This is a genomic window from Bacillus lumedeiriae (assembly GCF_044891285.1).
Classification (GTDB): domain Bacteria; phylum Bacillota; class Bacilli; order Bacillales; family Domibacillaceae; genus Pseudobacillus; species Pseudobacillus lumedeiriae.
Window position 1 is genome coordinate 56,923 of record NZ_JAUIYO010000011.1, and the last position, 26,657, is coordinate 83,579.

Here is a 26,657-nt window from a genome sequence, read left to right on the forward strand (position 1 = left end):
AAAAATATAACTGTTTGTAAAGAAAAGGTTTATTTTATGAGGGAGAAAAGATGGTTCAGCCAAGCTAATGAGATGAAAATTGAGAAAACTATCAAGTTCTTTACTATGGACATTGAAAAAGGAGCTGTTCTATAAGCGGATGGCTTATAGAACAGCTCCTAAAGAAAGATGATTCTGTTTTCTTTTCGTTTTGTGCGCAGGATTAAAATCTAGCGAAATTGAGAATGATTCACCTAAGTTATCCGTTATGATAGCGATACATCCAAAGAACGCCAGATTTTAAGAAACGTGCTACCCGGCCTGTAATCGCGCGGTCAGCTACAAAGCCAAAGCCTTGTTTTTTACCGAGGGAGCCTAGAATCCCCTTTAATTTGATTTCCGGCAATTCTGCTGGCAGCGGTTCGTCTTTCCAGCGCTTGAGAAGGACTTGAACAATTTGTTCCGCTTGTTCTTCCGCTAGTTGAGCACTTGGTGCATGCGGCAGGCTGGCGCAGTCGCCGACGACATAGACGTGCTCATCATTTGGCAGGTTGTGATATTGAGAGAGCTTGACGCGTCCAGAACGGTCCTTTTCGACCGGCATATTACGGACGACTGGACTTGGCTGAATACCGGCTGTCCACACAACCGCATCCATTGGATACGCATCATCATGGTTATAGATCGTGTGCGGTTCTACTTTTGTAATGTTGGCATTGTTGATCACTTCCACGCCATGATCAACAAACCACTTGTGGATGTATTTACTTAACCGTTCCGGGAAGTCTTTCAAAATTCGATGACCGCGGTCAAATAATTTAATATCAAGGTCCGGGCGGCTTTCGCGCAGTTCACTTGCCAATTCGATTCCGCTTAACCCTGCCCCTACAATGCCGACTTTGGAACCTGCCGGCATATTGGAAAGTGTCTGGTACGTTTGACGAGACTTATCAATCGTTTGGATGCTGTGTGTACACTCTTCAGCTCCTGGCACGTTGTGATAGGTATCCACACACCCTAGGCCGATCACAAGGTCATCGTATGAAATGGCTTCTTTATCTTTAATAAGGACTTGTTTGTTCTCTAAGTCAATCTCGGTGACTTCTCCGAATACATGGTTTAAGCGGGCATGCTCGGGAAAGGTTACCCGAACTTCCTGATCAGAAACCGTTCCTGCTGCAAGAGCGTAATATTCTGTTTTTAAGCTGTGGTATGGAAACTTATCTACTAATGTAATCGTGACATCTTCAGGTAGTTGATTTGGAAGCAGCCGAAGCAATACACGCATATTGCCGTAGCCTCCGCCAAGAAGTACTAAATTTTTCATCTGCATGTCCCTTTCTGTACAATATGTATTTAAATTTTGATGTTCTCGGAAATGAAGATTAAAGCAACGAAACGATTTTATCCCGCATTAACTGGCAGTAAGACCCTTACCTCGAGGCTTCAGCTTGTTTCTAAGAAGCATAGGTGGGGGATCAACTGCCAGTAAGCGCCCGGTCCATTCAACTAACCATGAGGGGGATGAAGAAATTCCCCCCCCTCATGGAAGTTTCATTTTATTCTGCCATCATGAGTATATCTAAATACAGCGTTTTTCACAACAGACATTAGGTATTTTCACTTTAAAGTTTTCTGCTTTTCTCTAGGGATAAGAGATAGTAGAATAGAGGAAAGAGGTGAATGGAGAATGAAACCGATTATTGAATTTTGTATTAGTAATTTAGCAAACGGTGCGCAAAAAGCACTTGAAATATTAGAAAGAGATTCCAATCTTGATGTCATTGAGTATGGTTGTCTCGGCTATTGTACCAAATGTGCAGAAGGGCTGTATGCGCTCGTAAATGGAGAACCGGTCACAGGACAAACTCCAGAAGAGCTGGTCGATCATATTTATGAATATCTAGAAGAAAATCCAATGTTTTAATCAATAAGGATGTCCCAAAAGTATAACTTTTAGGAGCATCCTTTTTTGTATGATTCTTTACATTTGTCTGTTGATGTTCGTTCCAGGCGCCTCCGCTTTTCTTTGTCCAGCTGCGCCTAGCTCCTCGAGGTCAAATAACCTTTCCCAATGAAGCCAAAGAGCGGCTTCTTTGGTGAAAGAACATTTGCTTGTCGGGGCTGACCGAGGCGCTTCCGCTTTTCTTACTACACGTTTGCTTCGTTTTTTTTCATGTTGTCCCGCAGTTCGTACCAGCGGTCTCGTGCCATTTCAATGAGTTGTTTTTCTCTCGGTTCGCGCTGTTTTTCAAGCACTTTTGAGAAATAGGTGACCGCTTTGTCCCATTGATCAATTCGCACGTGTAATTCTGCCAGTAAATATAGGACCTTTACATCTGACATCGATGTTAACGTTAAATCTTCATTAATATATGCTTCTTCATATTGTTTGGCTGCAAGAGCAAGGAAGCGTTTTTCCTCACCCGTTTCTGATACATCCCGATAAAGCCAAGCCGTGCGCAGGGCCAGTCCTGCTAGTGTTAAGTGTTTTTCTTTTTTCAGCAGGCCGGAATAGAGAGCGAGTTTATAGCTGTTAATCGCTTTATGAATGGTTCTTTGTCTGCCGTAATCCTGGTGAACCCAGTTGCTCGAAATTTTTTCTTTCAATACATTTTTCGTGCCGGGAGCAAAAAACTTGGAGAAGTCATCGGTGAAGGAATATCCGCAATGAGGGCATACTTTCACGTTATAGAGCAATGGATTGATTTCAGGATCTTCATACTTAGGCTTTAAATCAGTGTCCTGTCCCATTACTTTGACGAAACGATTTCTTACTTTTATGGATGAAAATGTCTGCTGGCATAGGTGGCATTTTTCTTCTTTTTCATAAAAAGGGGAGATATTGTCCATTTCAACTGCCTCCTAGATACTTTTTATAAGTCGATCTACTTAATCTTCTTTATTGATTATACCTCTTTTTGTGTAAAAAGAACTATGTAAAAGGAACTTTTCCGTGAATTTTTATGAACCTTAGAAGTTAAATGGTTGAGAAGGTTTTTGGTGATGTATATACTAATAGTAGCAATAGAAGAATGGAGGGATCCCATTGCAAGAACAAGAAGTAGTGAAGATTACAGAAGCAGCTGCTTTTCAGATTAAAGAGATGATGAAACAAAACGAGGAAGAAGGAGCCGCTTTACGTGTAACCGTGCATGGCGGGGGATGCAGCGGCCTGTCTTACGGCATGGGATTTGACCGCGAGATAAAAGAGGACGACATTCAATTCAAGCAACATGACATTGACATTATTGTAGATCAAGAAAGTGCACCCATTTTAAATGGAACAGTGATTGATTATAAACAATCTTTAATGGGCGGAGGATTTACCATTGAAAATCCGAATGCCATTGCTTCATGCGGCTGCGGTTCATCCTTCCGCACAGCTGCTAATTCCGGCAAGCCGGAGAATTGTTAAACAAGAAAAAGCGTCCTCTTCAGGGCGCTTTTTCTTATAATCGATTCATTACACCTGTTTCAACGCTTCTTTAATGGGTATACTGCCGCTCACAATTTCGAATGATTTTCCTTCCGTGCCTTTGGCAAGTAAGGATTCAACGAGCACGCGGGCAGCGTCCTCTCGAGAGATGGCGCCTCCCATCGGTGAACCTTGCGTGGTTAAGCCGATCATACCTGTTCCTGGTTCATTTGTTAATCTGCCTGACCGCACGATTGTAAAGTTGAGTTTGCTTTTCATTAAATGCTCCTCTGCCGCTTTTTTTGCGTCTAAGTAAGGCTGTAAAGCGGGTGGAGCTTTTCCGGGAGTATTTGTTCCCAGCGCGCTCAACAAAACAAAGCGTTCAATTTCTTTTTCTTTCGCGAAGTCCGCCGCTTTTTTTGCTCCTTCTTGGCCAATTGTTATCATGTTGCCGGGATCAGCAGATGTATCTGGTTCATCAGCGAAAATAACAGCATTTACATCGTTCATTGTAAAACTGAAGTCTTGCCCCAAGTCCGCCAGAATCGCCTTGGAGCCAAGCTTCTCCATTTCCTCCATTTGTTCGGCCTTGCAGATCATTGATCGGACGAGATGCTGGTTGCTTTCGGCAAGGATTTTCACGATCTTTTTACCAATTAGTCCTCCTGCGCCGATGACAAGTACGTTCAAAAAAATCACCTTTTTCTTAGGCTATGTTAATAACTATTGTTGATTATGTCCCTTTGTTGATTGAAGCGGAAGGCGAATGTCTGCAGCGGGAATCAACAAGGAGTTTAACAAAGCCTTTTCTTAAAGCATTCTTGTTAAATAATGTACCCTGTTTCCGCCGAAAAAAAACCGGAAGAATGGAACGAAAAGCAATTGGATGAAATCCGCTAAATGTCTTGAAAAAGAAGTCTAAAAAGCATATTATTGAGATAGATAAGCCTTTGCTATAATTTCGCAATTACGATTGTGTTTTTTTACAACTATTAGTGAAAAAAATCACAATTTCAACGAATGACTGACAAACTATTTAAAATCGCATGCGAATGATTCGCAAAAATATGTACAGAAGGTGGCAAGGATCGTTATGAAAAAACCAAAAATTGTTGTTCTAGGCGCAGGTTACGGTGGATTAATGACAGTTACTCGTCTTCAAAAAGCATTAGGCCAAGACGAAGCGGACATCGTGCTTGTAAACAAAAATGATTATCATTACGAAACGACTTGGCTTCATGAAGCATCTGCTGGTACGCTTCACCATGATCGTGTCCGCTATGATATTAGCACGGTCATTAACCGCAGCAAAGTGGAATTTATCCGTGCAGAAGTGCAGGATATTAAAAAAGATGAAAAGAAAGTCATCTTAAATACGGGAGAAATTGATTATGACTACCTCGTATTTGCTTTAGGCGGAGAATCAGAAACATTTGGCATTCAAGGATTGAAGGAATATGCGTTTACAATATCTAATGTTAATGCTGCCCGTCAAATCCGCGAACACATTGATTACCAATTTGCTACATATGCAACAGAAGCAGAGAAGAAAGAAGAACGTTTATCAATTGTTGTCGGCGGTGCTGGTTTCACTGGTATCGAGTTCCTTGGCGAACTTGTGAATCGTGTACCTGTACTTTGCCGTGAATACGATATTGATTATGCAAAAGTACGCATTTATTGTGTAGAGGCTGCACCGATGGTTCTTCCGGGCTTCGATCCAGAGCTTGTTCAATATGCGGTAGCACTGCTTGAGAAAAAAGGTGTCGAATTCAAAATTGGCACAGCGATTAAAGAAGCGACTCCTGAGGGCATTAAAGTGGCTAAAGGCGACGAAGAAATGCAAGAAATTAAAGCTGGTACGGTCGTTTGGGCAGCAGGTGTCCGCGGCAACGAGATCATTGAAAAAGCTGGAATTGATAACATGCGTGCACGAGTAAAAGTAAATCCAGATTTGCGTGCTCCAGGAGAAGAAGATATTTTCGTTATTGGTGACTCTTCACTTATTATTAATGAAGAAATCAACCGCCCATACCCTCCAACAGCTCAAATTGCGATGCAGCAAGGGGAAGTATGTGCCCGCAACTTAGTAAGACTCGTAAAAGGCAATGCAGAAGAACTTGAAACATTCAAGCCGGACATTAAAGGGACAGTTTGTTCTTTAGGTGATGACGATGCGATCGGTGTTGTTTTTGGTAAGAAAGTAACAGGTACAAAAGCATCTTTCATGAAGAAAATGGTCGATAACCGTGCATTATTAATGATTGGCGGACCATCACTCGTACTGAAAAAAGGTAAATTTAACATCTTGTAAGCTGCAGATTGAAAAAGAACGAAGGAGCTGTCCTGAAAGCTTGGCTTTCGGGATGGCTTCTTTTTTGCTATGTTAAATAAATAGTAGAGTTGATCGAGTAGTTTCTGGCTCAATTCGTCTGCTCTCCTAGTTTTGCAGTACGAATCCCAGTAAATGTTCACTTGTTTTTATGTTTAGAATTTTTAGGCGGTATAACATACTAAATTAATTGAATCTATCTTTTTTTGCTCGATTCCTTTTGAATAGAGAAAGGTGGATTGAGCAGGAGCGTCGTATAGTTGACGTTTTATGTAGAATTGAGTACACTATTCAATAGTGATTTAGGGGGGAACAGGATGCATATAGCGATTTTACTTGTTTCAGTGTTGCTGTTTTTCGTACTATTCTTTGGCATCGGCTTTTTGCTGAATATGCTGCTTCGAATGACTTGGATTATGGCGATTCTTTATCCGCTTGTAACGATCATGATTGTGGATGGGATCAGCACATTTGACTATATTTTTAACGCGAATGAAGCGTTTGGTATGTTAGGAGCAAAGATGACGGCATTGAAGCTGGCGGACATTATTATTTTAACGAGCGGCTTGATTGGTGCGTTTACGTCTGGCATCACGATGAGAATCTTGCGTCAAAAAGGATATCAAATGTTTTAACGGCTCATAGCAGCCGTTTTTTTATTATTCAGTTTTCTAGTACTGTTATTCCTATGGTTTAATGTGTCTGTTAAGAGAAGAAAGCACCGCCTGCAGCGGAAATCAGCGGGGAAGTTTAATGAAGCCTTTCAAAAAAGCAGCGAACACCGATTAACGGGCTTCGCTGCTTTTTTGAAATAATGGATCTAATGGAACAGATTGAAAGGCGTTTGGATGGATCATCTTTGCCAGCTTATCCAAACCGATGATTAGGCGCGGCGATGGCCGGCAAAAAAAGTCTTCTTCCATGACGGCGATCTGTTGTTTTTGAACAGCAGGCAGTTCGTTCCAGCCTTCCCGTTTATGGACAACTGCTGGATTGATTTTTTCAGTCCTCACACCCACCCATGAAAGTAAAATATAATCGGGTTCTCTTCGTTTTACTTCCTCCAAATCAGTTTGGAAGCTGGCTGTATCCTTATCAGCGAACACATTCCGGGCACCGGCCAGCTCGCTAATTTCCGTCAGCCAATTAACTCTTCCCGGGGTAAACACAGGCTTTGGCCACCATTCCCAATAAAGAGAGGGACGTTCGTGGATGAGCGATGCAATAGAGTGAAACTGCGCTAACTGCGTACGATATCGCTCCGCTACCTGTTTTCCTCGTTCTGGCACCTCACATGCTGCCCCAATTTCTTCAATCGATTCACCGATTTCTGCAAGTGAATGCGAGTTGATCACGATATGTGGAATGTCCCGTGACTTTAGTGCTTTTACGTTTTTCTCCATTCCGGGTACACTTAAAGAAGCAATGACTAAATCAGGACGCAGTTCTTCTACTTTATCCATATCAATGTCAAGATCTGATCCAAGCTTTGGCAAATGATCAAGATTGACCGGCCAGTCGGAATAATTATCTACACCGATCAGCTGGGATGTCAAACCGAGAAATTCAATAATTTCTGTATTGCTTGGACAAATGGAAATGATTCGCATGTTGTCTCTCCTTTTAAACGCATTTGTTTCATTGTAACACGTTTGCTATTCGTCCCGTAAAATTATTTCCTGTATAATGGAAACGGAGGTGGAAATATGTTTATAGTCAAAGATGAACGTTTTTTCGAACAGGAAGAAGAAGCTGTTATTATCGGTCTTTATGATCGGCCGCTTAAGTTTGAAGGAGAACTGGCTAAGCTTGATGAAGCCATGAATGGACAATTAACGGAGCTAGTGAAAGAAGGAGACATTTCGGCTAAGCTAAATGAAGCGGCTGTGATTCCTGCATTAGGCAGAATTCCTGCTAAAAGACTTATCTTTGCAGGTCTTGGCAAAGAGAAACAAGCAGATTTTCATGAGATGAAAGAAGCGATTGGTACGGCAGTTCAACGAATGAACAAGTTGAAACTTGCTTCTGCAGCAGTCGTACTTGACAGTTTCGTATGCGAGAACATCTCTGCCAATGATGCGGCTCAAGCATTCAGCGAAGCGTTTGGACTTTCCTCCTACAAATTTAAAGGATATAAACAGCCGTCCAATGATCCTGAACAGTCGATTGAACGTATAAGTGTCTATACAAATGCTGAAGCAGAAGAGATAAAAGCGGCTCTTCATGTTGGATATGTATTAAGCTATGGAACCAACTCTGCCCGGACACTCGTAAACATGCCGGCAAATATGCTTACAGCGTGTGACATGGCTGATTATGCAAAAAAGCTAGCTGACACATACGGATTCGAAGTAGAAATCCTTGAAAAAGAAGACATGGAAAAGCTCGGTATGGGCGCGCTGTTGGCAGTTAATAAAGGCTCTGTAGAACGGCCTAAAATGATTACACTGAAATATCAGGCGCAAGAAGAGTGGACAGATGTGCTTGGCTTTGTCGGCAAGGGAATTACATTTGATACAGGCGGTTATTCAATCAAACCGAAGGACGGTCTCGTTGGGATGAAAACGGACATGGGCGGGGCGGCCGCTGTACTTGGAGCGATGGAAATAATCGGTGAATTAAAGCCCGACCAAAACATCGTAGCGGTGATTCCTTCGACAGACAACATGATCAGCGGAGAGGCGTTTAAGCCGGATGATGTCATTACGTCGATGAGCGGAAAAACGATTGAAGTGCTGAACACTGATGCAGAGGGCCGCCTCGTACTGGCAGATGCGATGACTTATGCTAAGCATCATAAAGCTGACTATTTAGTGGATGTAGCGACATTAACTGGCGGGGTAGTAGTGGCACTTGGAACAGATAAAACAGGGGCGATTACGAATAACGACACTTTTTTTGAGGAAGTGCTTGAAGCATCTAAGGAAGCGGGAGAATTTATTTGGCAGCTGCCACTGACAGAGAAGGATAAAAAACGAATTCGCAGCAGTAAGATTGCCGATTTGAACAATTCACCCGGACGCGAAGGCCATGCCATTATGGGCGGCGGTTTCATTGGTGAGTTTGCGGAGGGCACGCCATGGGTTCATCTAGATATTGCTGGGACCGCAGATACAAATAAAGCAGGAGCTTTGGGGCCGTCAGGTGCTACAGGTGTAATGGCCCGGACGCTTGCGCTGTTAGCAATGAGAAGGATGAAGAATGAAGGATAGAGGCAAAGCAAAGGACTGTCTCATAATAGGCTGATCCTTATGAGACAGCTTCTTTTTTGCTTAATAGGCTGCCTATGTTTATAAGCTTAGCTGCTTTCGAGATTATAATGAAAGACAAGAGGGAAGTGAGATAGATTGAATCGTATTTCAAAGGTGTCTGCTTATTTACAAGAGCATGCAGAGCAGTTGGCAAATGATATTGTACATACAATTGTTCAGCGATTTCAATTTGAGGTACCAAAAGAGGAAGTCGAGGCAGCTATTCCTGTCTATAAAAGTTTTATCAGCATGTTAGGTGAAGAGATTACATGTAAAGAAGATAAGGTGTCTGAAGACCTAATCGAATGGAGTAAACAAAATGGGGAGCAAACCGCTGCTCAAGGCGAAAAAATATCAATCATTATTGCGCGCTATCCACAGACTAGGATCGTGTTTATTGAACGATTGTCGGCTATTACGATGGGGTTCGGCCTCTCGACTGAAGAAGTCGTTTTTATTAATAAACGCTTTAATTATATGTTGGATATTAGCATTAATGAAACAGTGATCGCCTTTGAACGGGTGATGGACCAAATGATGAAAGAGGCAAAAGAGGAAATTATGGGTTTATCTGCACCGATCGTTCCGCTGCAGGATGGGCTTGCTGTGTTGCCTCTCATCGGTTCGATGAATGAAGAAAGAGCAAAATATTTAATAGAAATGGCTATTCCAAAAATTACCGAGTTGCAATTGGAACGTTTAATTATTGACTTTTCAGGTATTATTCAGATAGATGAAATGGTTGAAAAGCAATTATTTGATATTTATCATATTCTTAGATTGCTTGGTATTCAGGCGATAGCTACAGGAATCCGCCCCGATCTAGCTCAAAAGGTTGTCAGTATTGGAGTAGACCTTTCAGCCATTGAAACATATGCTACGGTGAAACAAGCGATGGAACAATTCAAACACAGCGTCTGCTGAAAAAATACAAAAATCTGTCGTATATGAGTCTGACTTTGGAGAAGGCCGCCCATGCCTTTTGCCCTTCTTTAGCATACAACGTAGTAAGAAGAGAAAAAGGAGGCTTTCAGATCCATGTATCGAAACGAGCGTATTCTTCCGTTAGGAGGTTTATTTGCGGCCCCATTTGTCGGGGGACTGCTCGGCGGATTCGTTGGGGGAGCCATTTCCCGTCCTGGTTTCTATAACCGGCCTTATTATCCACCTTATCCGCCCATGCCTTGCTGCCCGCCTTATCCTCCATTCTATGGACCGCACCGTCCACCGTACGGCTTTTATTGAGAATAGACCTAGGCTGTTTCGTTTTAGATTAGAAAAAGAGAGTATCCAATCACACAGGATACTCTCTTTTTCTGAATGGTTATGTTCATAACTATTGTTGATTGGAGCGAGAAGTGAGCGCTCACAACAGAAATCAACCGGCGCGCTTAACAAAGCTTTCTGAATCAATGATAATGGAGTCCGTCCCTCAGTAATAAAGCGCTTTCAACGGAATGGTTAATAAGCTTTTGATACTTGTTCAGCCTCTTCCACTGTTTCAGTCATTGCTCGTTCTTCGGCTTCTAAGCGATGGATTTCTTCTTGTGACAGCTTTTCGATTTTAAAACCAGTAAACCCGTATAAGATCGCTATTAATGGACTGAGCAGACATAATAAAGCGTACGGGGCATAGTGGAATGTTGAAACACCTAAAGTAGCAGTCATAAAGGCTCCGCACGTATTCCAAGGAACGAGTGGAGACGTCATTGTACCGGCATCTTCTAGAGTTCTGGACAAGTTTTTCGGATGCAGCCGGCGCTTTCTATATGCTTTAATGTACATCCGTCCCGGAAGAAGAATAGACAAATATTGATCACAAGCGACGATATTTGCTGTGATACAAGTAACAACGGTTGTAGCAATTAAACTGCCGGTTGACTTAGCAAGCTTTAGCAAACTGGTGACAATCGTTTCCAAGACTCCGCTCACTTCAAGAATCCCCCCAAAACTCATAGCAATCATCACAAGGGCGATCGTAGACATCATTGCTTCGATGCCGCCGTTGTTCAACAAGTTATTAAGTACTTCACTGTCGGTTTCCATTTCAAAACCGTACACCATAATACTTAAAATATCGCCGATAGCAACTCCTTGAATGGTCACGGCTACAATTGCTCCTAGAATGGAACCGATGACAAGACCAGGGAGAGCTGGGGTTTTCATAGCGATTAAGCTCAGTACAATAATAGGGACGAGCAAAAGCCAAGGACTGATAATAAAAATATCGCTTAAATGCTTCTGCAGGGAGGTCACTTCGTCAATTCCAGCACCTTCTCCATTAAAGGCACGTCCCATAAAGAAATAAATAATGACAGAAATCAATAAAGCAGGAATCGTTGTGTACAGCATATGACGGATATGGTCAAACAATTCAACACCAGTAATACCTGGTGACATATTTGTCGTTTCTGAAAGCGGAGAGATTTTATCCCCAAAGTAACAGCCAGAAATAACGGCTCCGGCTACCATTGCTAAGTTAACACCAAGACCGGCACCAATTCCCATAATAGCGATGCCGATCGTGCCTGCGGCTGTCCAAGCATTGCCAGAAGCAATGGCTACAATGCTGCAAATAACAGCAGCAGCGGGAAGGAAATAAGAAGGAGATAAAATATCAAGCCCGTAATAAATCATTGTCGGAACGATGCCGCCGGCAAGCCATGTACCGATAATTGTTCCAATGACCATTAAAATAAGCAGAGCCTGCATGGCCAGGGTGACCGCACTAATAATCCCTTTTTCAATTTCATGCCAAGAATGTCCAAGGTAAACCGCTACGATCGCTGCAACAGCTGCGCTTAATAAAAGCGGAATGTGTGCATCGGCTTCAAATATAAAGATGCCCGCGAATAAAAATGTAACCATCGCCACGATTGGAATCAAAGCGATGGCGAGTGATGGTGTTTTCTTTGTTTTCATGATTATCCCTCTTTCGTTTGTAATGGGTTAATTAATTTATAGCAAGAACTGTGCCAATAAATAAAAAATTGTGAAAATTCAGCAGTATGCTAAAATATCTACTTTTACATCTTTTTATAAGGATATGTTCATGAATAATGTTGGTTTTACTCCTTTGTTGATTAGAGCGGAAGGCACGAGACTCCTGAGCGAAGTGAGTCCACGGGAGACCCAGAAAGAGCGACACGACGAGGAGGCGCATGAACCCCCGCGGCAAGCGAATGCCTGCAGCGGAAATCAATAAGCGAGTATAACAAAGTCTTTTATAAAGAAGTGAACTTTTATTATTATGTACAGATGCATAAGTTATCCAAATACGCATAAAAAGAAAGGGTTTTTTCATCCATTAAGAAACTATAGTATAATCAACTATTATTCGTTCTTAGAAAAGAAAGAGGGGAAATGTTAAGTGACAAAAACACAAACTTTGACGCAGACGCTGGGGATGAAATTGATAGAAGTGAGTGAAGGAAAAGTAGTGATGACGATGCCAGTCGATGAGCGGACGAGGCAGCCGTTTGGCTATTTACACGGGGGTGCGTCTGTTGCTTTAGCAGAAACGGCAGCGAGTATTGGCACTGGTCATTTAATTGATCCGGATACACAAATATGTTTCGGTCTTGAAATTAATGCGAATCATATTAAATCTAAGCGGGATGGAATAGTAACAGCTGTCGCAGAAGCTGTGCATCGTGGGCGGTCCACGATGGTTTGGGAGATTAAGATTCGCGATGAAGAAGGGAAGCTCATTTGTCTGTCACGCTGTACGGTAGCTGTTGTACCTAAGAAGCCCTAGAATGTTTCAGGATTAGGGTGTTTAAAATGGATTTTGTCTACAAATTGAAACAGCCAGCGGCATGATAGCCGCTGGCTGTTTCAGGTTTACTTTTTATTTTTCAAGTCGTCCCGTACGCTTTTTTCCCAGAGTTTTACACCTGAGTTATAAGCAGCACGGCTGATTAAGTGACCGCCTACAGGAGCGGTAATAAAGATAAAAGCGATTCCGAGCAAGACGCGCGAGCTGAAGTGCCCTTCGATTAAATAGAAATATAGAAAGCAAGAGAGCAGCACGAGCATTACGCCAAGGGTGGCACTTTTTGAAGCAGCATGGTTACGAGTATACACATCCGGCAGCCGGATGACACCGAAAGATGCTGCAAGAGTAAAGAAGACACCTAGTAATAACAAGAGAATAATCACGATTTCAACGGCTCCGGTCATTTTCAATGATCTCTCCTTTCTCAAGGAACTTGGAGAAGGCCACTGTACCGATGAAGGATAGTATGCCGAGCAGCAAGATGACATCTAAAAAAACATATGTTTTTAAAAGCATAGAGAGGATGGCAATCATCGCCACTAGGTTAATGCCGATCGCATCCAGAGCGACAATGCGGTCAGGGATGGTCGGTCCTTTAATGAGCCGATAGATGAAACCAAGCATCGCCATAGTGATTAAAACGAGTGATAGTTGCAGGAATGTTTCAAGCATTAGCGGCTCACCTCCATAATTGCTTTTTCGAATGAATCTTTAATGCTGTTAATGGCATCTTGCACATCAGGAACGTCGATGGCGTGGATATATAGTGTTTTTTGATCATCTGATACATCGATGACTAATGTTCCGGGAGTCAGCGTAATTAAATTAGCGAGTAAAGTAACTTCCCAGTCCGATTTTAGTTCCGTCGGCAAAGCGAAAATTCCTGGCTGCATATCGAGCTTCGGCTTTAATACGACTTTTAAAACATCAATGTTTGCCATGAATAACTCTTTGAAGAATAGAAGAGTCAAATAAATGACGGCGAACACGCGGCGCAAATACAGCTCCGTTTTAAAGAAACGGCGCATGATGTAAATCAAAATCAAGCCGATCAGGTACCCGATGACAAACGTTTTGCTGTCAAAGGACACTTGTAAAAACATCCAAAGGAACGCTAAAAAGAAATTAAGTAAAATTTGAAAAGCCATAAGACATTACTCCTTTAACACTGCATCAATATAGATTGTCGGATGTGCGAGTGCATCAGTGGCTTGAGAAATAATTGGGTACATTATTTCTGCTCCTGTTCCGTAAAGGATAGAGGCAAGTACGAGAATTGCTCCAGGTATCCAAAGAAAGGTGACAGGCTGTTTGTCTTCGCCGGGATATTCTTTAGGTGCTCTCCAGAAACCGTTCATAAAGATTTTGATGACTGAATAAAGCACAACAAGACTTGATAAAAGAACAATTAAAGAGCTTGTATATTGTCCTTCAGCCAGTCCTCCGCGTACGATTAATAACTTACCGACAAATCCGCTGAGAGGGGGAATACCAGCAAGAGCAAAAGCAGCGATGAGGAACGTCCAGCCGAACAATGGATACTTCTTCATGAGGCCGCCCATTTCTCTTAGATTGCTTGTACCGGTAATTTTAATCATGACACCGACTAATAGAAATAGGGAAGCTTTAATAATCATGTCATGAATCATATAGAAAACAGTGCCCGTATACGCTTCTTCCGTAGCAACAGAAATTCCATAAACGAGTACTCCGACAGCTACAATAATATTGTAAATAACGATCTTTTTCACATCCCAGTAGGCAATGGCACCAATGCAGCCAACGATGACTGTAATGATGGCAAGGATGCCTAACAATTCGTGTGTAAAGGCCTGATCGTGGTAAAAGAACAATGAATAGCTGCGTAAAATTGAGTATACGCCAACTTTAGTCAGCAAAGAGCCAAATAAAGCAAGAATCGGCACGGGCGGTGCATAATAAGAGCCCGGAAGCCAGAAGTAGAGTGGAAAAATAGCACCTTTCAAGCCGAATACGATTAAAAAGAGTACGGCAATTACTGTTAAGATTGGCAATTGCCCGATTTCTGCAATACGCTGGGAAATATCTGCCATATTCAGAGAACCTACAACGGAATACAGCATAGCAACAGCGATGACGAAAAGAGCAGATGAGATGACATTCACGAGAATGTATTTAATTGATTCGCGCAGCTGAACTTTCGTGCCGCCGATTACGATCAGTACGTAGGAAGACATCAACATGACTTCAAAAAAGACGAACATATTGAATATATCCCCTGTTGTAAAAGCACCGTTAATACCAACGAGTAAAAATTGAATCACAGGGTAGTAGTAAAAGCGTTCGCGTGCCATACCGATCGAGCGAAACGAATAAAGAATAACGCACAGTGTAATCAGCGACGACGTCGTTACGAGCAAAGCAGACAACATATCGGAAACGAGCGTGATACCGAATGGTGCATCCCAGCTGCCAACATTGACTGTTTGAATGCCGTTACGTTTTACCGTTAGCAGTAAGATGATCGAAGCTGTAAGTGTGCCAGCAGCAGAAATGATGGAGATGATCCGCTGTGCTGGAACTGATCTTATGAAAAAAATTAACAAAGCGGCAGTCACAAGAGGGATGAGCAGCGGTAAAACTAATAAGTTAATCATTTGCTTCATTACCTCTCATTTCATCCATATTATCTGTTCCTAGTTCTTGGTAGGCTCTATAGGCCAAAACGAGGAAAAAGGCAGTAACCCCAAAGCTGATAACAATCGCTGTTAAAATAAGCGCTTGAGGAAGCGGGTCCACATACGAGGCCGCTTCTTCCCCCAGAAGAGGAGCAGCTCCCCTTTTTAAGCCGCCCATCGTAATAATTAATAAGTGAGCGCCGTGGCTTAATAGCCCAGTGCCGATAATAATACGCAGCAAACTTTTTGAAAGCATTAAATAGACGGAGCTGGCAAACAACGCACCAATAACAATTGACATTACGATCTCCATTATTCACTCTCTCCTATCGTTTGAATAATGGTCATGGTCACACCGATGACAACTAAGTAAACCCCTAAATCAAACAACATGGCTGTATGGAGGGATGTTTCTCCAAATAGAGGCAAATATACATCACCGAACACATGCGTGAAAAAGGGAACATTAAAAATAAGAGAACCGGCAGCTGTGCCGATTGCGAACAGAAGGCCAATTCCAACTAAAATTTTGTAATCTATTGGAATGCCTTTGGCCACTGTTTTGATATCAAAAGCGAGAAGAAGCAGAACGATCGCCCCTGATGTCATAAGTCCGCCTACAAACCCGCCGCCGGGATGATAATGTCCGGCAAAGAACAAGTGGATCGCAAAGAGGATGATCATAAAGAACACGACTTTGCTTGCTGTTTGTAAAATTACATCATTGGTTTTCATCTGCCTTTTCTCCTTTCTTCGTTAATTGCAGTTTGATCATGCCGAAAATACCGAGACCAGCAATGGCCAGTACACTAATTTCAAATAAAGTATCGAATCCACGGAAGTCAACAAGAATTACGTTCACCATGTTTTTTCCTGCTGCTTTTTCATAGGTGTTGGCGATATAATAGTTGGCTATAGATTCAAACATTTTATTGCTGTGTGCAGAGATCGCCATTAAAGTGATCACACCGCCGACTCCCAGGGAAATGAGGGCATTGCTGAGTTTAAAGCCCATTCTCTCTTCATGGCGATAGCGTTTTGGCAAATGATAAAAGCACAGCAGGAATAAGGCAACAGATACAGTTTCAATGACTAATTGAGTCAGAGCTAGGTCCGGAGCCCGGAAAATAACGAAAAATAAAGAAACTGTGTAACCAACTGCTCCTAAAGCAATAATTGAAGTCAAGCGGGATTTGGCAAATAAAATAGTGAAAATGCCGGCTGTGATAATAACGATTAGGCCGATTTCATATACTCCTATTGGAGCCAAGTTATCGTTATGAATCGTTAAAGCATTTTCTCTCCACATAGTAAAACCAAGAATGCCAATAAAGAAAACAAAGATATAAACGAGATATGTACGGATAAATCCGTTCATATATGTCTTTGTTAACGTATATGAACCGCGTTCAGCTGCGTATAAACTTGTGTCATATAAAGCGTTTAGTGTCACTTTTCCAGGAAAGAGAGTATACAGCTTGACCCATTTGTTTAAAGTCACGTACATCAGAATACCGACAGCTGCGACACCGATCGTCATCATTAGTTCAGTCGAAAACCCATGCCAGTGAGAAATATGGACAGGGAGCTGTTCACCAGGACCGAGAAGCGAAGGGATAATCGCAGCAGCGGCTGGCTGAATTAAGCTGTAGGACAGCAAATTTGGGAAAAGGCCAAACAAGACGACAAGTGCAGCGAGAATGATTGGTGAAATGAGCATGCCAAATGGTGCTTCATGCGGCTTTTTGTCGAGCTTTTCCGGTTGATATTTCCCGGAAAATGTCTTAAATACAATCATCATGCTATAAATAAACGTAAAAACGCTTCCAATCCAGGCAAGAACAGGAAATAAAATTCCCCACGTCTGTAAGTTCAATATGTTCAGTTCAAGAAGCTGAATCATGCCTGTGAAAAACATTTCTTTACTTAAAAACCCGTTAAATGGAGGAAGTCCTGCCATTGAAAAGGCCCCGATGACAGCGATGGTAAATGTAACAGGCATGAACCCGAGCAGTCCGCCGAGCCTGCGGATATCCCGTGTACCGGTTTCATGATCAACAATACCGACCACCATAAACAAACTGCCTTTAAATGTTGCGTGATTAATTAAATGGAAAACAGCAGCGATAACGGCAGCTGTATAAATATTATCATCCAATGCATCGAAATGAAGGGCGGCAGATCCGACCCCAAGCAGTGACATAATCAAACCGAGCTGGCTCACAGTTGAAAAAGCGAGAATCCCTTTTAAATCTGTTTGTTTGACTGCATTGAATGATCCCCAGAACATTGTGAAAATCCCAATAGCGCCGACAATCCAGAACCAATAGTTTGAAAAAGCAAAGATCGGACTGAGGCGGGCGACTAAATAAATTCCTGCTTTAACCATGGTAGCGGAGTGCAAATAAGCGCTGACAGGTGTAGGCGCTTCCATTGCGTCTGGAAGCCAAATGTAAAATGGGAATTGAGCTGATTTTGTAAAGGCTCCTAGCAGCATAAGAATCATTGCGAACAGAAAGAGCGGATGCTGATTGAGCTCGTCTGCCTGCGAGATCAGTTCGCGTATACTAAACGTGTCTCCCATGATCGAAAGAAGTAAAATACCGCCTAGCATGGAAAGGCCGCCAAATACAGTGACAAGCATGGACTTAAGTGCACCATAACGGGAGCGGTCACGATCGTACCAGTAGGCAATCAATAGGAAAGAAGAAATGGATGTCAGCTCCCAGAACATATACAGAGTAATTAGGTTGTCTGAAAGTACGACCCCAAGCATTGCACCCATAAACATTAGCAAATAGACATAGAAGTTATGAAGGCTTTCTTTCCCTTTTGATAGGTAAAAGATGGAATAAAGAACGACAAGTGTACCAATTCCAGTAATGAGTAAAGCGAATAGTAATCCTAGTCCATCCACATAAGCATGGAAGCTGATACCAAGTGATGGAATCCAGTCGAAAGATTTCTCAATTACCTGATTATTTCGGGTAATCGGTAGAAACCTAAGGAAGTAACCAAACAGCAAAATAGGCAAGATTAGAACAAACCAGCCTGTATGTACGCTTCGAAAGCCCTTATAAAATAAAGGGACAAGCATAGCCATTAAAAAAGGAGAAAAAATGGCCAGGTGCAATAAAGACAAAAAAATCCCCCCCTCACGAACTAAGTAAATAAGTGTTTTCTAAACAAAACATGATCTGAACAGGAAAAGACCAAACGTTTGCGTGTAACGATTCCTTTTTCAGCGTGTGTTTAACGTTAGCTGCGCAAATTGTCGCCTTCTACAGCATTATAACGCAAAAAACGACTTCATGCATGGCTTAAAAGTGAAACTTGTTGAAAGTTGGCTAAGGATAATAAATATGAAGAAACGTGTCAGAATTAGTCGTTAAAAATTTTTATCCCGTATTAACTGGATGTAAAATCCTCCTATCAAAGTATCAGTTTGTTTCTAAGAAGCATGGATGGGGGAGGAGCCCCACTGATGGAAGTTTCAATTTATCTGTCTTCTTTCCTGTATCTTTTTTGCCAAAAAATGTTTGTGATTTCCAAAAAAACATAAAAAAGAACTTGTCTTTGTTTGCCAGCTCTTGCATAATAAAATGGATTGAACCGAACAGGAGCGTATATGTTTTATGAAAAATACTTATTTAACCGGCTATTTGCCGCTAATCGCTATTTTGTTGTTTAGTTTATCTCTTGCTTTATTTACTCAAGGTCTAGTCATTTCCTTGTTTAAGCAAGTCGGTTTATACACCGATGTTCTAGAGTTATTCACGGAAACAGAATTGAATTTAGCTATCATTTTTTCATTGTTGGTTTTGTTCTTTTTCGTGATTGCGGGCCTAAAAGTCGTAGCGAATACAGTGAATGAGCTGTCTCTTTTATTTTTTTCGAAAGATACAGAAGGCGAATTGTTAAAAGCAATTCGAAATGGGTCGATTATCTTTTTTGTTGGCGGGTTAATTTCATTAATCAGCTTTTCGTCGCTAACTGGTATTCTCATTATCTTTTTATTAACCGCTATTGGTTATCTCATCTTTTTTGTTTATAAAACAAGTCCATCACTGTCTATGGCTAATTTAATCGGAATCATTACTTTTCAAATTGTTTCTTGGTCAGCTCTCGGAATGACACTGGCCCTTATCGGTATGAAAGTGTATAATGGGCTGCTCGCCAGCCTGCCGCTGTAAAAAACCGCTTTAGCGGTTTTTTTTATGGGAAAGATTTGTCAACATAGAGAATAGTGTGGGAAATGACAATAAAAAGGGGGCTAATAGCTCCGGAGAAACGTAGACAAAAGTTTAAAAAGCTGCAAGGACCGAATCCTTGCAGCTTTTTATTGTGTCTTTGTTAAATCAGTCCGTCGATTTCCGTTCCAGGCGCTTCGCTTTGCGAGGGACAAACGGTGAGCCTCTTCGTCGTTCAAGCTCATGAGGCATCTCGCCAGTTCGCTTTCTCTGCAGATCTTCGCGCCTTCCGCTACAATCAACTCAGTGAAAAGCAAACGTTTGAACTTTGTCAAAAAATGGGCAATATCTACTAAAAAACAATAAAAAAGTTGAAGTTAAGAAGAAGAACTTCTCTCATGCTCACTTGAATTATCAAATAGTATCCAAAAAACAAAAAAAGACTGACCCTAAAAAGTCGTTTTTAACGACCTTTAGGACAGCCTCATATACAGCGAACTTTTTTACGCCGAGAATCAGCGCATAATTTTACGCCAGATGACTTGATTTGGGGCATAACCTTCTAAATAGCGAATGCTTTGCGGGATGTCTTTTCCGACCCAGACGCTGGCTGTGTATTCATTTGTTAAGCCAGCAAACCATAAGTCTTTTGTCCGATTCGTTGTTCCAGTTTTTCCGCCAGCGTAGGCCTTGCCAGGGTTTGCTTTTTTACCTGTCCCGTTTTGAATGACGCCTGCTAATAAATGACGCATTTTATACGTTGTTGATTTTGACCAAATCGTTTGTGGCTCGTCTTTCCATTCATAAAGTACATTTCCTTGACGGTCAGTTACTTTTTGGATGGCATGCGGTTTGGTAAATGTGCCATCGATAAAGGAAGTATAGGCACCTGCGATTTCAAGTGTAGTCATCCCATGCTCGAAGCCTCCGAGCGCTTTACCATATGATTTGCTATCTGTTTCTGTCATTCTTTCAAAATCAAATTTCTCTAAATAAGAATACGCTCTTTCAGGTCCCGTTTTCATAAATAAACGCAAAGCGGCTGTATTATATGATTGCTCTAAGGCTTTTTTCAGTGTGACCATTCCGTATTCTTTGCCGCTGTAGTTCTTCGGGCACCAGCCGCTCACGCAATATTTGTTGGCACTCACTAAACTGTTGACATCGGCATGAGTTGTATCAATATAGGGGCCGTAATCAAGCAAAGGCTTAATCGTTGATCCCGGCTGACGGAATCCTTGAAAGCTCCGGTTAAACTGTGTTTTGTCGTAGTCTCTGCCACCGACGAGAGCAACAATATTTCGCGTGTCATTTTTTATGACGGCAGCTGATGATTGTACGGACGAACCGCTGAGCGTTGAGTTTACGGCATTTTCAGCTTTTTGCTGAAGGGCAGGATCAAGCGATGTGTGGATGATAATGCCAGATGATTTTACTTTTTCAACGCGGTCGTTCAATTTATGTTCAATGATTGTTTTCTCTTCGCCCTTAGCATTTTTCAATTGCTGGTCAAAGCCTTCTGTTTTCGCTACGAGTTGTTTTAATTCATCTTCTACATAGGTAGAGTAGCTGGCATATTTGTCTATCCGAGCTCTAACTTGGAGCTTGATCGGTTCTTTTTTTATGGATTCAGCTTCTTCCGCTGTGAGAAACTCCTCACGCTGCATGACATCAATCAGCCGTTCCTGCCGCTTTTTCGTATTGTCAAAATGGCGCAGCGGATCATATAGTGATGGATTGTTTGGGATAGCTGCAATAAAAGCTAATTGAGCTTTCGTCAATTCATTGACATGTTTTTGAAAATAGAACTGTGCAGCGGCTTCCACTCCATACACTTGATGATTGAAATAAATGGCATTTAAATAAAGGTTTAAAATTTCATCTTTTGATAATCTTTTTTCGAGTTCATACGCATATAATACTTCTGATACTTTTCTGACTAGCGTACGATCGTGTGACAAATAAATATTACGGGCAAGCTGCTGCGTGATAGTACTAGCCCCTTGTTCAATTCCATCTGCTTTTGCATTAACAAGTAAGGCACGCATAATCGCAGCGGCATTGATACCGGAATGATCATAAAAATGTTTGTCTTCAGATTGTAGAAATAATTCCTTTATAAATGGAGGAATATTTTTTCCATCCATCACGATCCGGTATGGCTGGTGAATCTCCAAATAAGGATTGCCATCTTTATCGACTAATTTACTTGCCTGGGGAAGATGGACATCTTTAATAATGATCTTTTCTTCCACCACTTCGTCAAAGCTCCTGACCTTATGTGCTTCTGCATTCGCAAAGTAAAATAAAAATACAGCTACAGGAAGGAGCAGCCCTGTTAATATGTAACCAAAAATCGTCCTCATTCCATAAACCGCCTTCTCCATTCTAGTTTGTTATATTTGTAAGAAAGTAATTCTTTTCCCATCATAATCGAAAGAAGGCGATTTAGAAAGGGGCTATTAAAGAGAAAAATAGCAAAACCTAAGAATAAGAGGAAAGTAAAGAAAAATGGAAGATACCGGTTCTCCCCCATTCCGGCTTGGTATCGTGTTTCATAAATTACTCTAATACTACTATCTAGAAGAGTACTTAAATGTAATTCTCTAACAAATTCAACAGTTAAACCTGCTATAATAGAAAATATAAAATTTGTTTTGGCAAAAGGAGGGGATTTTTGTGGGGCAGAAGCTATTTTTCATCGATTTCGAATTTTCGATGCCGGATACTAACTTAATTGCGCAAGGTTTTTATCCTGAAATTATTGAAGCAGGGATCGTAGTTGTCGAAGAAAAAGAGGTTGTACATACGTTTTCTTCTTACGTAGCACCGGCTGCTTTTCCGAAATTAACAGAAAGATGCAAGCGCTTTCTAAAGATTACTCAAAAACAAGTGGATGAAGGATTGCCGTTTGCAGAATTGATCCACTTACTTGCTAAATTGAATGGGACGGATGAGCATACGATCATTACATGGGGCAATATGGACATGAAAGTGCTGCGAAGAAACTGTGAGGAAGAGAATCTTTCATTTCCATTAAAAGGACGTTTTATCGATTTATCCATGGAGTATAAGAATTTTTTCGGTGACCGTAATCAGACTGGTTTATGGAAAGCTGTGCAGGAATATGGGAAAGAAGGAATCGGCAGGCATCATCGAGCACTCGATGACGCGCTGACCACATACCATATTTACAATCTTGTAGAAAAAGATAAAACGTATATGAAGAAGTCAAAGCCGCCTACAATTGGGGATCGTGTTGATTTTTCGAAGCTGCTTAATCGTATGGCTTAATCCCATGTGAGGTTGTACATGAGTTCGTATTCCCTTTGAATCTCCTTAAGTGCTTCGAGGCTTTTCTCAGAAAAAGCGGTCTGGTCTTGTTCTAGTCTGTTTTTTAATGTAACGGCCGCTTCTTTCAGTGAGTCCCTATAGTCGGGAATTTCTCCTTCATAAGGTTTGATCGTGGATGCTGGAATATTTGCCTGTTCCATATGGGCAAGTGCCTTTCTTTCGTGGAAAAATGGCACATCCACTTGATTAGGATGGTGAAGATCTCCTTGGGCAGGGTGGCGCAGCACCGCTAGTATTTTAACCGTGTAGCTGTCTGGATAGGCGGCAGTGACTTCTCCGATATACTTTCCAGTTTTGTAAAAAGCCGTAACAATTTCTCCTGTCTTCATGATCAATCTCTCCTTTTGCTCTTCACTCTATCAAAATTAAGATCCGAAGGAAATAGTCATAATGGATAGATGAAAGATGATTTTTTGTTGGCAATGGGTTAAAGTGAGGAAGGTAGGGGTGAAGAGATGTCTCGATTATTTTTCATCGCATGTATGATCGGTCTCCTTTTTCTTGTCGGTTGTAATAAAGAAACGGAATCTGAGCAAGAATCGGCTGGACTTCCGGAGCTGGCAATAGAAAAGGAGGAACATAAGAAAGGAGAGAAGCAAATGAATTATCCACAATTTACAACAAACGCAGCAGAAAACGAACAGCTTGTCGAAATGAAAACGAGTAAGGGAACGATTAAAATTAAATTATTCCCAGAGCTTGCACCGAAAACGGTGGAAAACTTTGTGACACATAGTAAGAATGGGTACTATGATGGGCTCATCTTTCATCGGGTCATTCCAGATTTTATGATCCAAGGAGGAGACCCGAAAGGAACAGGGACAGGCGGGGAGAGTATTTACGGTCAAACGTTTGAAGATGAATTTTCCCGTGAATTGTTCAACTTCCGGGGCGCCCTTTCAATGGCCAATGCTGGCCCAAATACGAATGGCAGTCAATTCTTTATTGTGCAAAATAGCAAAATGGACCCCGGCTTCAAAGAACAGATGGAAAAAGCCGGCTATCCGCAAGAAGTGACTGATTTTTATATGGAGCATGGGGGCACCCCGTGGCTTGACTTCCGTCATACAGTGTTCGGACAAGTCGTAGAAGGTATGGACGTCGTTGATGCGATTGCTAATGTGCCAACAGCATCACAGGATAAGCCAAAAGAAGATGTGATTATTGAGAAGATCACAGTAGTGGAGTAATGCCTTCCGCTTTTATTTTTATGAACATTTTTTGTCTTGGCTGCTTTGACGCAGCCTTTTTTATTTGCCGGCGGTTGGTTTGGAAAAGGGAACTTGATATAATGGGAGAAGGCACTTGATTGGAGAATTGGCTGTGCGGGCAGCTGAAAGGAGAAGAAATCGTGCTAAATTCATGGATAGTAGGTATGTTTTTTTTATATTTTCCGGAAGATAAGACAGAATATATTCCAGCGGTTATTTCTATGGTCATTTTTGTAGCGGCAGCGATCGCTTTGTTTATGTATTTTAGGAAAGTTTCTAAAAGAGAAGAAGAGAAAATAAATAAGAAGTATGGGGAAATAAAAAAACAGTAAGATGTTTATTTTTCATTTTGATTCGTTTATGATATAGTGTGCAAGAATAAAAGGAAGAATTCTGCTTGATGCAGGAGAGGTTCGCGAACTCCCTCTATAAAAAACTATGGGAAAAGCCTGTCTACGTCTAGACGGTTTTTTTCTATTCCTGAAAAGAAGGTCATTTAGAGTAATAGTTCTTGAATCTCTTTCTTCTTTCAAACGCAGAGAAGGAAGGAAGATAGAAAGATGAGTAAAGAAAAAGCAGTAGTGGTGTTTAGCGGCGGTCAGGATAGTACGACGTGTCTCTTCTGGGCGAAGCAGCGTTTTGATGAAGTGATCGCTGTCACATTTGATTACGGTCAAAGGCATCGCCTGGAGTTAGAGTGTGCTGCTGACATTGCAAAAGATTTAAATATACGCCATCACATATTAGATATGTCTTTATTAAATCAGCTTGCCCCGAGTGCTTTGACGAGAACAGATATAGAAATTACGGAAAAAGCCGGCGAGCCGCCATCGACGTTTGTAGAAGGCCGTAATTTGTTGTTTTTATCATTTGCTGCTGTACTTGCAAAGCAATATGATGCCCGTCATATCATTACTGGTGTATGCGAAACAGACTTTAGCGGCTATCCGGACTGCCGTGATGTGTTTATTAAGTCATTAAATGTGACGTTGAATTTGTCCATGGATTATTCATTTGTCATCCATACGCCGCTTATGTGGCTCGATAAAGCGCAAACGTGGGAATTAGCTGATGAGCTTGGTGCGTTCGATTACGTCAAACAACATACGCTCACCTGCTATAACGGCATAAAAGGAAGCGGATGCGGCGAATGTCCAGCGTGTAAGCTGCGCAATCATGGATTGAATAAATATATGGCGGAAAAGGAGGCGAGGGAGAGATGATGCAGCAAATTTACCCAGTGCCTGTCCATTCTTACCGTTATGAATTGAATAAAGACTTTCAATTTGCGGCTGCTCATTACGTGCCCCATGAAGAGGCCGGAGTGTGCCGCCGTCTGCACGGCCATACGTATTTTGCCAATGTGACGGTTGTTGGCAATGACTTGAATGAGTCTGGTTTTTTAGTGAATTTCCAGGATATTAAAAACCTCATTCATAAACGTTTTGATCACACCGTGTTAAATGAAGACTCTTTATTTAATGATATCGATCCGAATTATTTCCCAACGACTGAAGTAGTAGCAAGAAAATTCTGGGAGGTTATTCAGGAATCGTTAAATAAACTACCTAATGCACCTCGGTGTATACAAGTCTTTTTACGGGAAACACCGACCAGCTACGTTGTTTTTCGTCCGCAGAAAGAGGATTTTTAATGAGAAAAATCCCTGTATTAGAAATATTTGGACCGACTGTACAAGGAGAGGGCGCTGTGGTTGGGCGCAAAACGATGTTTGTCCGGACTGCCGGCTGTGATTATCGGTGCGCCTGGTGTGATTCGGCGTTTACTTGGGATGGATCAGCTAAGGAGGATATCCGGCTTTTGTCGGCAGACGAGATCTGGGCAGAGCTGGTGAAAATAGGCGGGAACACATTTGACCACGTAACGATCTCCGGCGGCAATCCAGCATTGCTGCCGCAAATGGGTGGTTTACTTGTCAAGCTGAACGAACAAGGAGTTAAAACTGCACTTGAAACACAAGGAAGCCGCTGGCAGGATTGGTTTTATCAAATAGATGAATTGACGATTTCTCCTAAGCCTCCTAGCTCGACGATGGAGACAGACTTTGATCAATTATCGCTCATCATCAACCGGCTCGTTGGAAAAGAAAAATCGGTCAGTTTAAAAGTCGTTATTTTTGATGAAAAGGATTTAGCATTTGCAAAAAAAGTGCATCAACTCTATCCAGAGGTGCCTTTCTTTTTACAAACAGGAAACGGTGATTTAAAGGAACAGAATCCTGCTAATCTGCTTCCTTATTTAGTGAAGCGATATGAATGGCTCATTAACGAGGTTATGCCGGACGAGGAATGGAAAGATGTCCGCATTCTTCCGCAGCTGCATACGTTTGTGTGGGGAAACAAACAAGGAGTATGATAAAAAGAAGATGCCTGAAAATGGGCATCTTCTTTTTTGTGTGCACCGTGTGGCGGGTAAATTAGCAAACATGGTCAGTAAATATACTTATCTGCTCGTAAAAGAGATGAT

Annotated in this window: 29 protein-coding genes and 1 riboswitch; of the genes, 15 read left to right on the forward strand and 14 right to left on the reverse strand. The window is 41.7% G+C overall.

The genetic code is table 11. The annotated features are described in order from the left end of the window. Window positions 1-238: 238 nt before the first annotated feature. Window positions 239-1,306, reverse strand: a complete 1,068-nt coding sequence (locus QYG89_RS12770; RefSeq protein ID WP_404317902.1) for an NAD(P)/FAD-dependent oxidoreductase — start codon at window positions 1,304-1,306, stop codon at window positions 239-241. Window positions 1,307-1,669: 363 nt separating this feature from the next. Here QYG89_RS12770 and QYG89_RS12775 point away from each other — a divergent pair, with 363 nt between their 5' ends. Continuing rightward, the gene (locus tag QYG89_RS12775; RefSeq protein WP_404317904.1) at window positions 1,670-1,906 is read left to right on the forward strand and encodes a YuzB family protein; all 237 of its coding nucleotides are present in this window, start codon (window positions 1,670-1,672) and stop codon (window positions 1,904-1,906) included. Between the two features lie 224 nt (window positions 1,907-2,130). On the opposite strand, the gene QYG89_RS12780 is transcribed toward QYG89_RS12775, so the two are convergent. Beyond that, entirely contained in the window at window positions 2,131-2,832 is a 702-nt protein-coding gene (locus QYG89_RS12780) for a DUF2225 domain-containing protein (RefSeq protein WP_404317906.1), read from the reverse strand. A gap of 196 nt (window positions 2,833-3,028) precedes the next feature. On the opposite strand from QYG89_RS12780, the gene QYG89_RS12785 reads away from it, so the two are divergent. After that, entirely contained in the window at window positions 3,029-3,397 is a 369-nt protein-coding gene (locus QYG89_RS12785; RefSeq protein WP_404317908.1) for a HesB/IscA family protein, read from the forward strand. A 48-nt stretch (window positions 3,398-3,445) separates the two neighbouring features. Here QYG89_RS12785 and QYG89_RS12790 read toward each other — a convergent pair whose 3' ends face one another. Beyond that, window positions 3,446-4,087, reverse strand: coding sequence for an SDR family oxidoreductase (locus tag QYG89_RS12790; protein WP_404317910.1), 642 nt, complete (start codon window positions 4,085-4,087; stop codon window positions 3,446-3,448). 403 nt (window positions 4,088-4,490) lie between these two features. Between QYG89_RS12790 and QYG89_RS12795 the strand changes: the two genes are divergently transcribed. Then, window positions 4,491-5,711, forward strand: a complete 1,221-nt coding sequence (locus tag QYG89_RS12795; protein WP_404317912.1) for an NAD(P)/FAD-dependent oxidoreductase — start codon at window positions 4,491-4,493, stop codon at window positions 5,709-5,711. A gap of 335 nt (window positions 5,712-6,046) precedes the next feature. Then, window positions 6,047-6,364, forward strand: coding sequence for a YuiB family protein (locus QYG89_RS12800; protein WP_404317913.1), 318 nt, complete (start codon window positions 6,047-6,049; stop codon window positions 6,362-6,364). Window positions 6,365-6,514: 150 nt separating this feature from the next. Here the strand turns inward: QYG89_RS12800 and QYG89_RS12805 are convergent, their stop codons facing one another. After that, on the reverse strand, window positions 6,515-7,339 hold the full coding sequence (locus tag QYG89_RS12805; RefSeq protein WP_404317915.1) for a cobalamin-binding protein: 825 nt from the start codon (window positions 7,337-7,339) through the stop codon (window positions 6,515-6,517). 96 nt (window positions 7,340-7,435) lie between these two features. On the opposite strand from QYG89_RS12805, the gene QYG89_RS12810 reads away from it, so the two are divergent. The 3 genes from QYG89_RS12810 to QYG89_RS12820 all read left to right on the forward strand — a co-directional run bounded on the left by QYG89_RS12810 (window position 7,436) and on the right by QYG89_RS12820 (window position 10,225). Next, entirely contained in the window at window positions 7,436-8,941 is a 1,506-nt protein-coding gene (locus QYG89_RS12810) for a leucyl aminopeptidase (RefSeq protein ID WP_404317917.1), read from the forward strand. 135 nt (window positions 8,942-9,076) lie between these two features. After that, complete coding sequence (locus QYG89_RS12815) at window positions 9,077-9,904, forward strand: STAS domain-containing protein (RefSeq protein WP_404317919.1); 828 nt, start codon at window positions 9,077-9,079, stop codon at window positions 9,902-9,904. A 114-nt stretch (window positions 9,905-10,018) separates the two neighbouring features. Next, window positions 10,019-10,225, forward strand: coding sequence for a hypothetical protein (locus QYG89_RS12820; protein ID WP_404317921.1), 207 nt, complete (start codon window positions 10,019-10,021; stop codon window positions 10,223-10,225). 216 nt (window positions 10,226-10,441) lie between these two features. On the opposite strand, the gene nhaC is transcribed toward QYG89_RS12820, so the two are convergent. Continuing rightward, window positions 10,442-11,902: a Na+/H+ antiporter NhaC gene (gene nhaC, locus QYG89_RS12825; protein ID WP_404317923.1), complete on the reverse strand. Its 1,461-nt coding sequence runs from the start codon at window positions 11,900-11,902 to the stop codon at window positions 10,442-10,444. A 448-nt stretch (window positions 11,903-12,350) separates the two neighbouring features. On the opposite strand from nhaC, the gene QYG89_RS12830 reads away from it, so the two are divergent. After that, the gene (locus QYG89_RS12830; RefSeq protein WP_404317925.1) at window positions 12,351-12,737 is read left to right on the forward strand and encodes a hotdog fold thioesterase; all 387 of its coding nucleotides are present in this window, start codon (window positions 12,351-12,353) and stop codon (window positions 12,735-12,737) included. A gap of 86 nt (window positions 12,738-12,823) precedes the next feature. Here the strand turns inward: QYG89_RS12830 and mnhG are convergent, their stop codons facing one another. From mnhG to QYG89_RS12865, 7 genes are read right to left on the reverse strand one after another with little or no spacing between them, the layout of a single operon-like run. Continuing rightward, the gene (mnhG, locus tag QYG89_RS12835; RefSeq protein ID WP_404317980.1) at window positions 12,824-13,162 is read right to left on the reverse strand and encodes a monovalent cation/H(+) antiporter subunit G; all 339 of its coding nucleotides are present in this window, start codon (window positions 13,160-13,162) and stop codon (window positions 12,824-12,826) included. Continuing rightward, entirely contained in the window at window positions 13,146-13,388 is a 243-nt protein-coding gene (locus QYG89_RS12840) for a Na(+)/H(+) antiporter subunit F1 (RefSeq protein ID WP_404317981.1), read from the reverse strand. The genes mnhG and QYG89_RS12840 overlap by 17 nt, the downstream gene beginning before the upstream one ends. Window positions 13,389-13,429: 41 nt before the next feature. Continuing rightward, a complete protein-coding gene (locus QYG89_RS12845) occupies window positions 13,430-13,906 on the reverse strand; it encodes a Na+/H+ antiporter subunit E (RefSeq protein ID WP_404317927.1) in 477 nt (158 codons plus the stop codon). Window positions 13,907-13,912: 6 nt separating this feature from the next. Beyond that, the gene (locus QYG89_RS12850) at window positions 13,913-15,394 is read right to left on the reverse strand and encodes a Na+/H+ antiporter subunit D (protein WP_404317929.1); all 1,482 of its coding nucleotides are present in this window, start codon (window positions 15,392-15,394) and stop codon (window positions 13,913-13,915) included. Then, complete coding sequence (locus QYG89_RS12855) at window positions 15,387-15,728, reverse strand: Na(+)/H(+) antiporter subunit C (protein WP_404317931.1); 342 nt, start codon at window positions 15,726-15,728, stop codon at window positions 15,387-15,389. Before QYG89_RS12855 ends, QYG89_RS12850 begins: the two co-directional genes overlap by 8 nt. Continuing rightward, the gene (locus tag QYG89_RS12860; RefSeq protein WP_404317932.1) at window positions 15,728-16,150 is read right to left on the reverse strand and encodes a Na(+)/H(+) antiporter subunit B; all 423 of its coding nucleotides are present in this window, start codon (window positions 16,148-16,150) and stop codon (window positions 15,728-15,730) included. Before QYG89_RS12860 ends, QYG89_RS12855 begins: the two co-directional genes overlap by 1 nt. Then, window positions 16,137-18,557, reverse strand: coding sequence for a Na+/H+ antiporter subunit A (locus tag QYG89_RS12865; RefSeq protein WP_404317934.1), 2,421 nt, complete (start codon window positions 18,555-18,557; stop codon window positions 16,137-16,139). Before QYG89_RS12865 ends, QYG89_RS12860 begins: the two co-directional genes overlap by 14 nt. A 493-nt stretch (window positions 18,558-19,050) precedes the next feature. Between QYG89_RS12865 and QYG89_RS12870 the strand changes: the two genes are divergently transcribed. Continuing rightward, the gene (locus QYG89_RS12870) at window positions 19,051-19,608 is read left to right on the forward strand and encodes a DUF5366 family protein (RefSeq protein ID WP_404317936.1); all 558 of its coding nucleotides are present in this window, start codon (window positions 19,051-19,053) and stop codon (window positions 19,606-19,608) included. Window positions 19,609-20,120: 512 nt separating this feature from the next. On the opposite strand, the gene QYG89_RS12875 is transcribed toward QYG89_RS12870, so the two are convergent. After that, entirely contained in the window at window positions 20,121-21,971 is a 1,851-nt protein-coding gene (locus tag QYG89_RS12875) for a transglycosylase domain-containing protein (RefSeq protein WP_404317937.1), read from the reverse strand. A 313-nt stretch (window positions 21,972-22,284) separates the two neighbouring features. Here QYG89_RS12875 and kapD point away from each other — a divergent pair, with 313 nt between their 5' ends. Continuing rightward, window positions 22,285-22,899, forward strand: coding sequence for a 3'-5' exonuclease KapD (gene kapD, locus QYG89_RS12880; protein WP_404317939.1), 615 nt, complete (start codon window positions 22,285-22,287; stop codon window positions 22,897-22,899). Here the strand turns inward: kapD and QYG89_RS12885 are convergent. Further along, window positions 22,896-23,288, reverse strand: a complete 393-nt coding sequence (locus QYG89_RS12885; RefSeq protein ID WP_404317941.1) for a kinase-associated lipoprotein B — start codon at window positions 23,286-23,288, stop codon at window positions 22,896-22,898. The two genes, kapD and QYG89_RS12885, sit on opposite strands and share 4 nt — an antisense overlap. A gap of 270 nt (window positions 23,289-23,558) precedes the next feature. Between QYG89_RS12885 and QYG89_RS12890 the strand changes: the two genes are divergently transcribed. The 5 genes from QYG89_RS12890 to queE all read left to right on the forward strand — a co-directional run bounded on the left by QYG89_RS12890 (window position 23,559) and on the right by queE (window position 26,546). Continuing rightward, window positions 23,559-24,149 carry a peptidylprolyl isomerase gene (locus QYG89_RS12890; RefSeq protein ID WP_404317983.1) on the forward strand — a complete coding sequence of 197 codons (591 nt, stop codon included), beginning with the start codon at window positions 23,559-23,561 and terminating at the stop codon, window positions 24,147-24,149. Window positions 24,150-24,268: 119 nt separating this feature from the next. Continuing rightward, window positions 24,269-24,502 (forward strand): hypothetical protein, encoded by a 234-nt coding sequence (locus QYG89_RS12895; RefSeq protein ID WP_404317942.1) that lies wholly within the window; start codon window positions 24,269-24,271, stop codon window positions 24,500-24,502. Window positions 24,503-24,572: 70 nt separating this feature from the next. Beyond that, window positions 24,573-24,616: riboswitch (PreQ1 riboswitch) on the forward strand. Between the two features lie 114 nt (window positions 24,617-24,730). Further along, a complete protein-coding gene (gene queC / locus QYG89_RS12900; RefSeq protein ID WP_404317944.1) occupies window positions 24,731-25,393 on the forward strand; it encodes a 7-cyano-7-deazaguanine synthase QueC in 663 nt (220 codons plus the stop codon). Continuing rightward, the gene (locus QYG89_RS12905) at window positions 25,390-25,824 is read left to right on the forward strand and encodes a 6-carboxytetrahydropterin synthase (protein ID WP_404317947.1); all 435 of its coding nucleotides are present in this window, start codon (window positions 25,390-25,392) and stop codon (window positions 25,822-25,824) included. The genes queC and QYG89_RS12905 overlap by 4 nt, the downstream gene beginning before the upstream one ends. Beyond that, window positions 25,824-26,546 (forward strand): 7-carboxy-7-deazaguanine synthase QueE, encoded by a 723-nt coding sequence (queE, locus tag QYG89_RS12910; protein WP_404317949.1) that lies wholly within the window; start codon window positions 25,824-25,826, stop codon window positions 26,544-26,546. The genes QYG89_RS12905 and queE overlap by 1 nt, the downstream gene beginning before the upstream one ends. Window positions 26,547-26,657 lie beyond the last annotated feature (111 nt).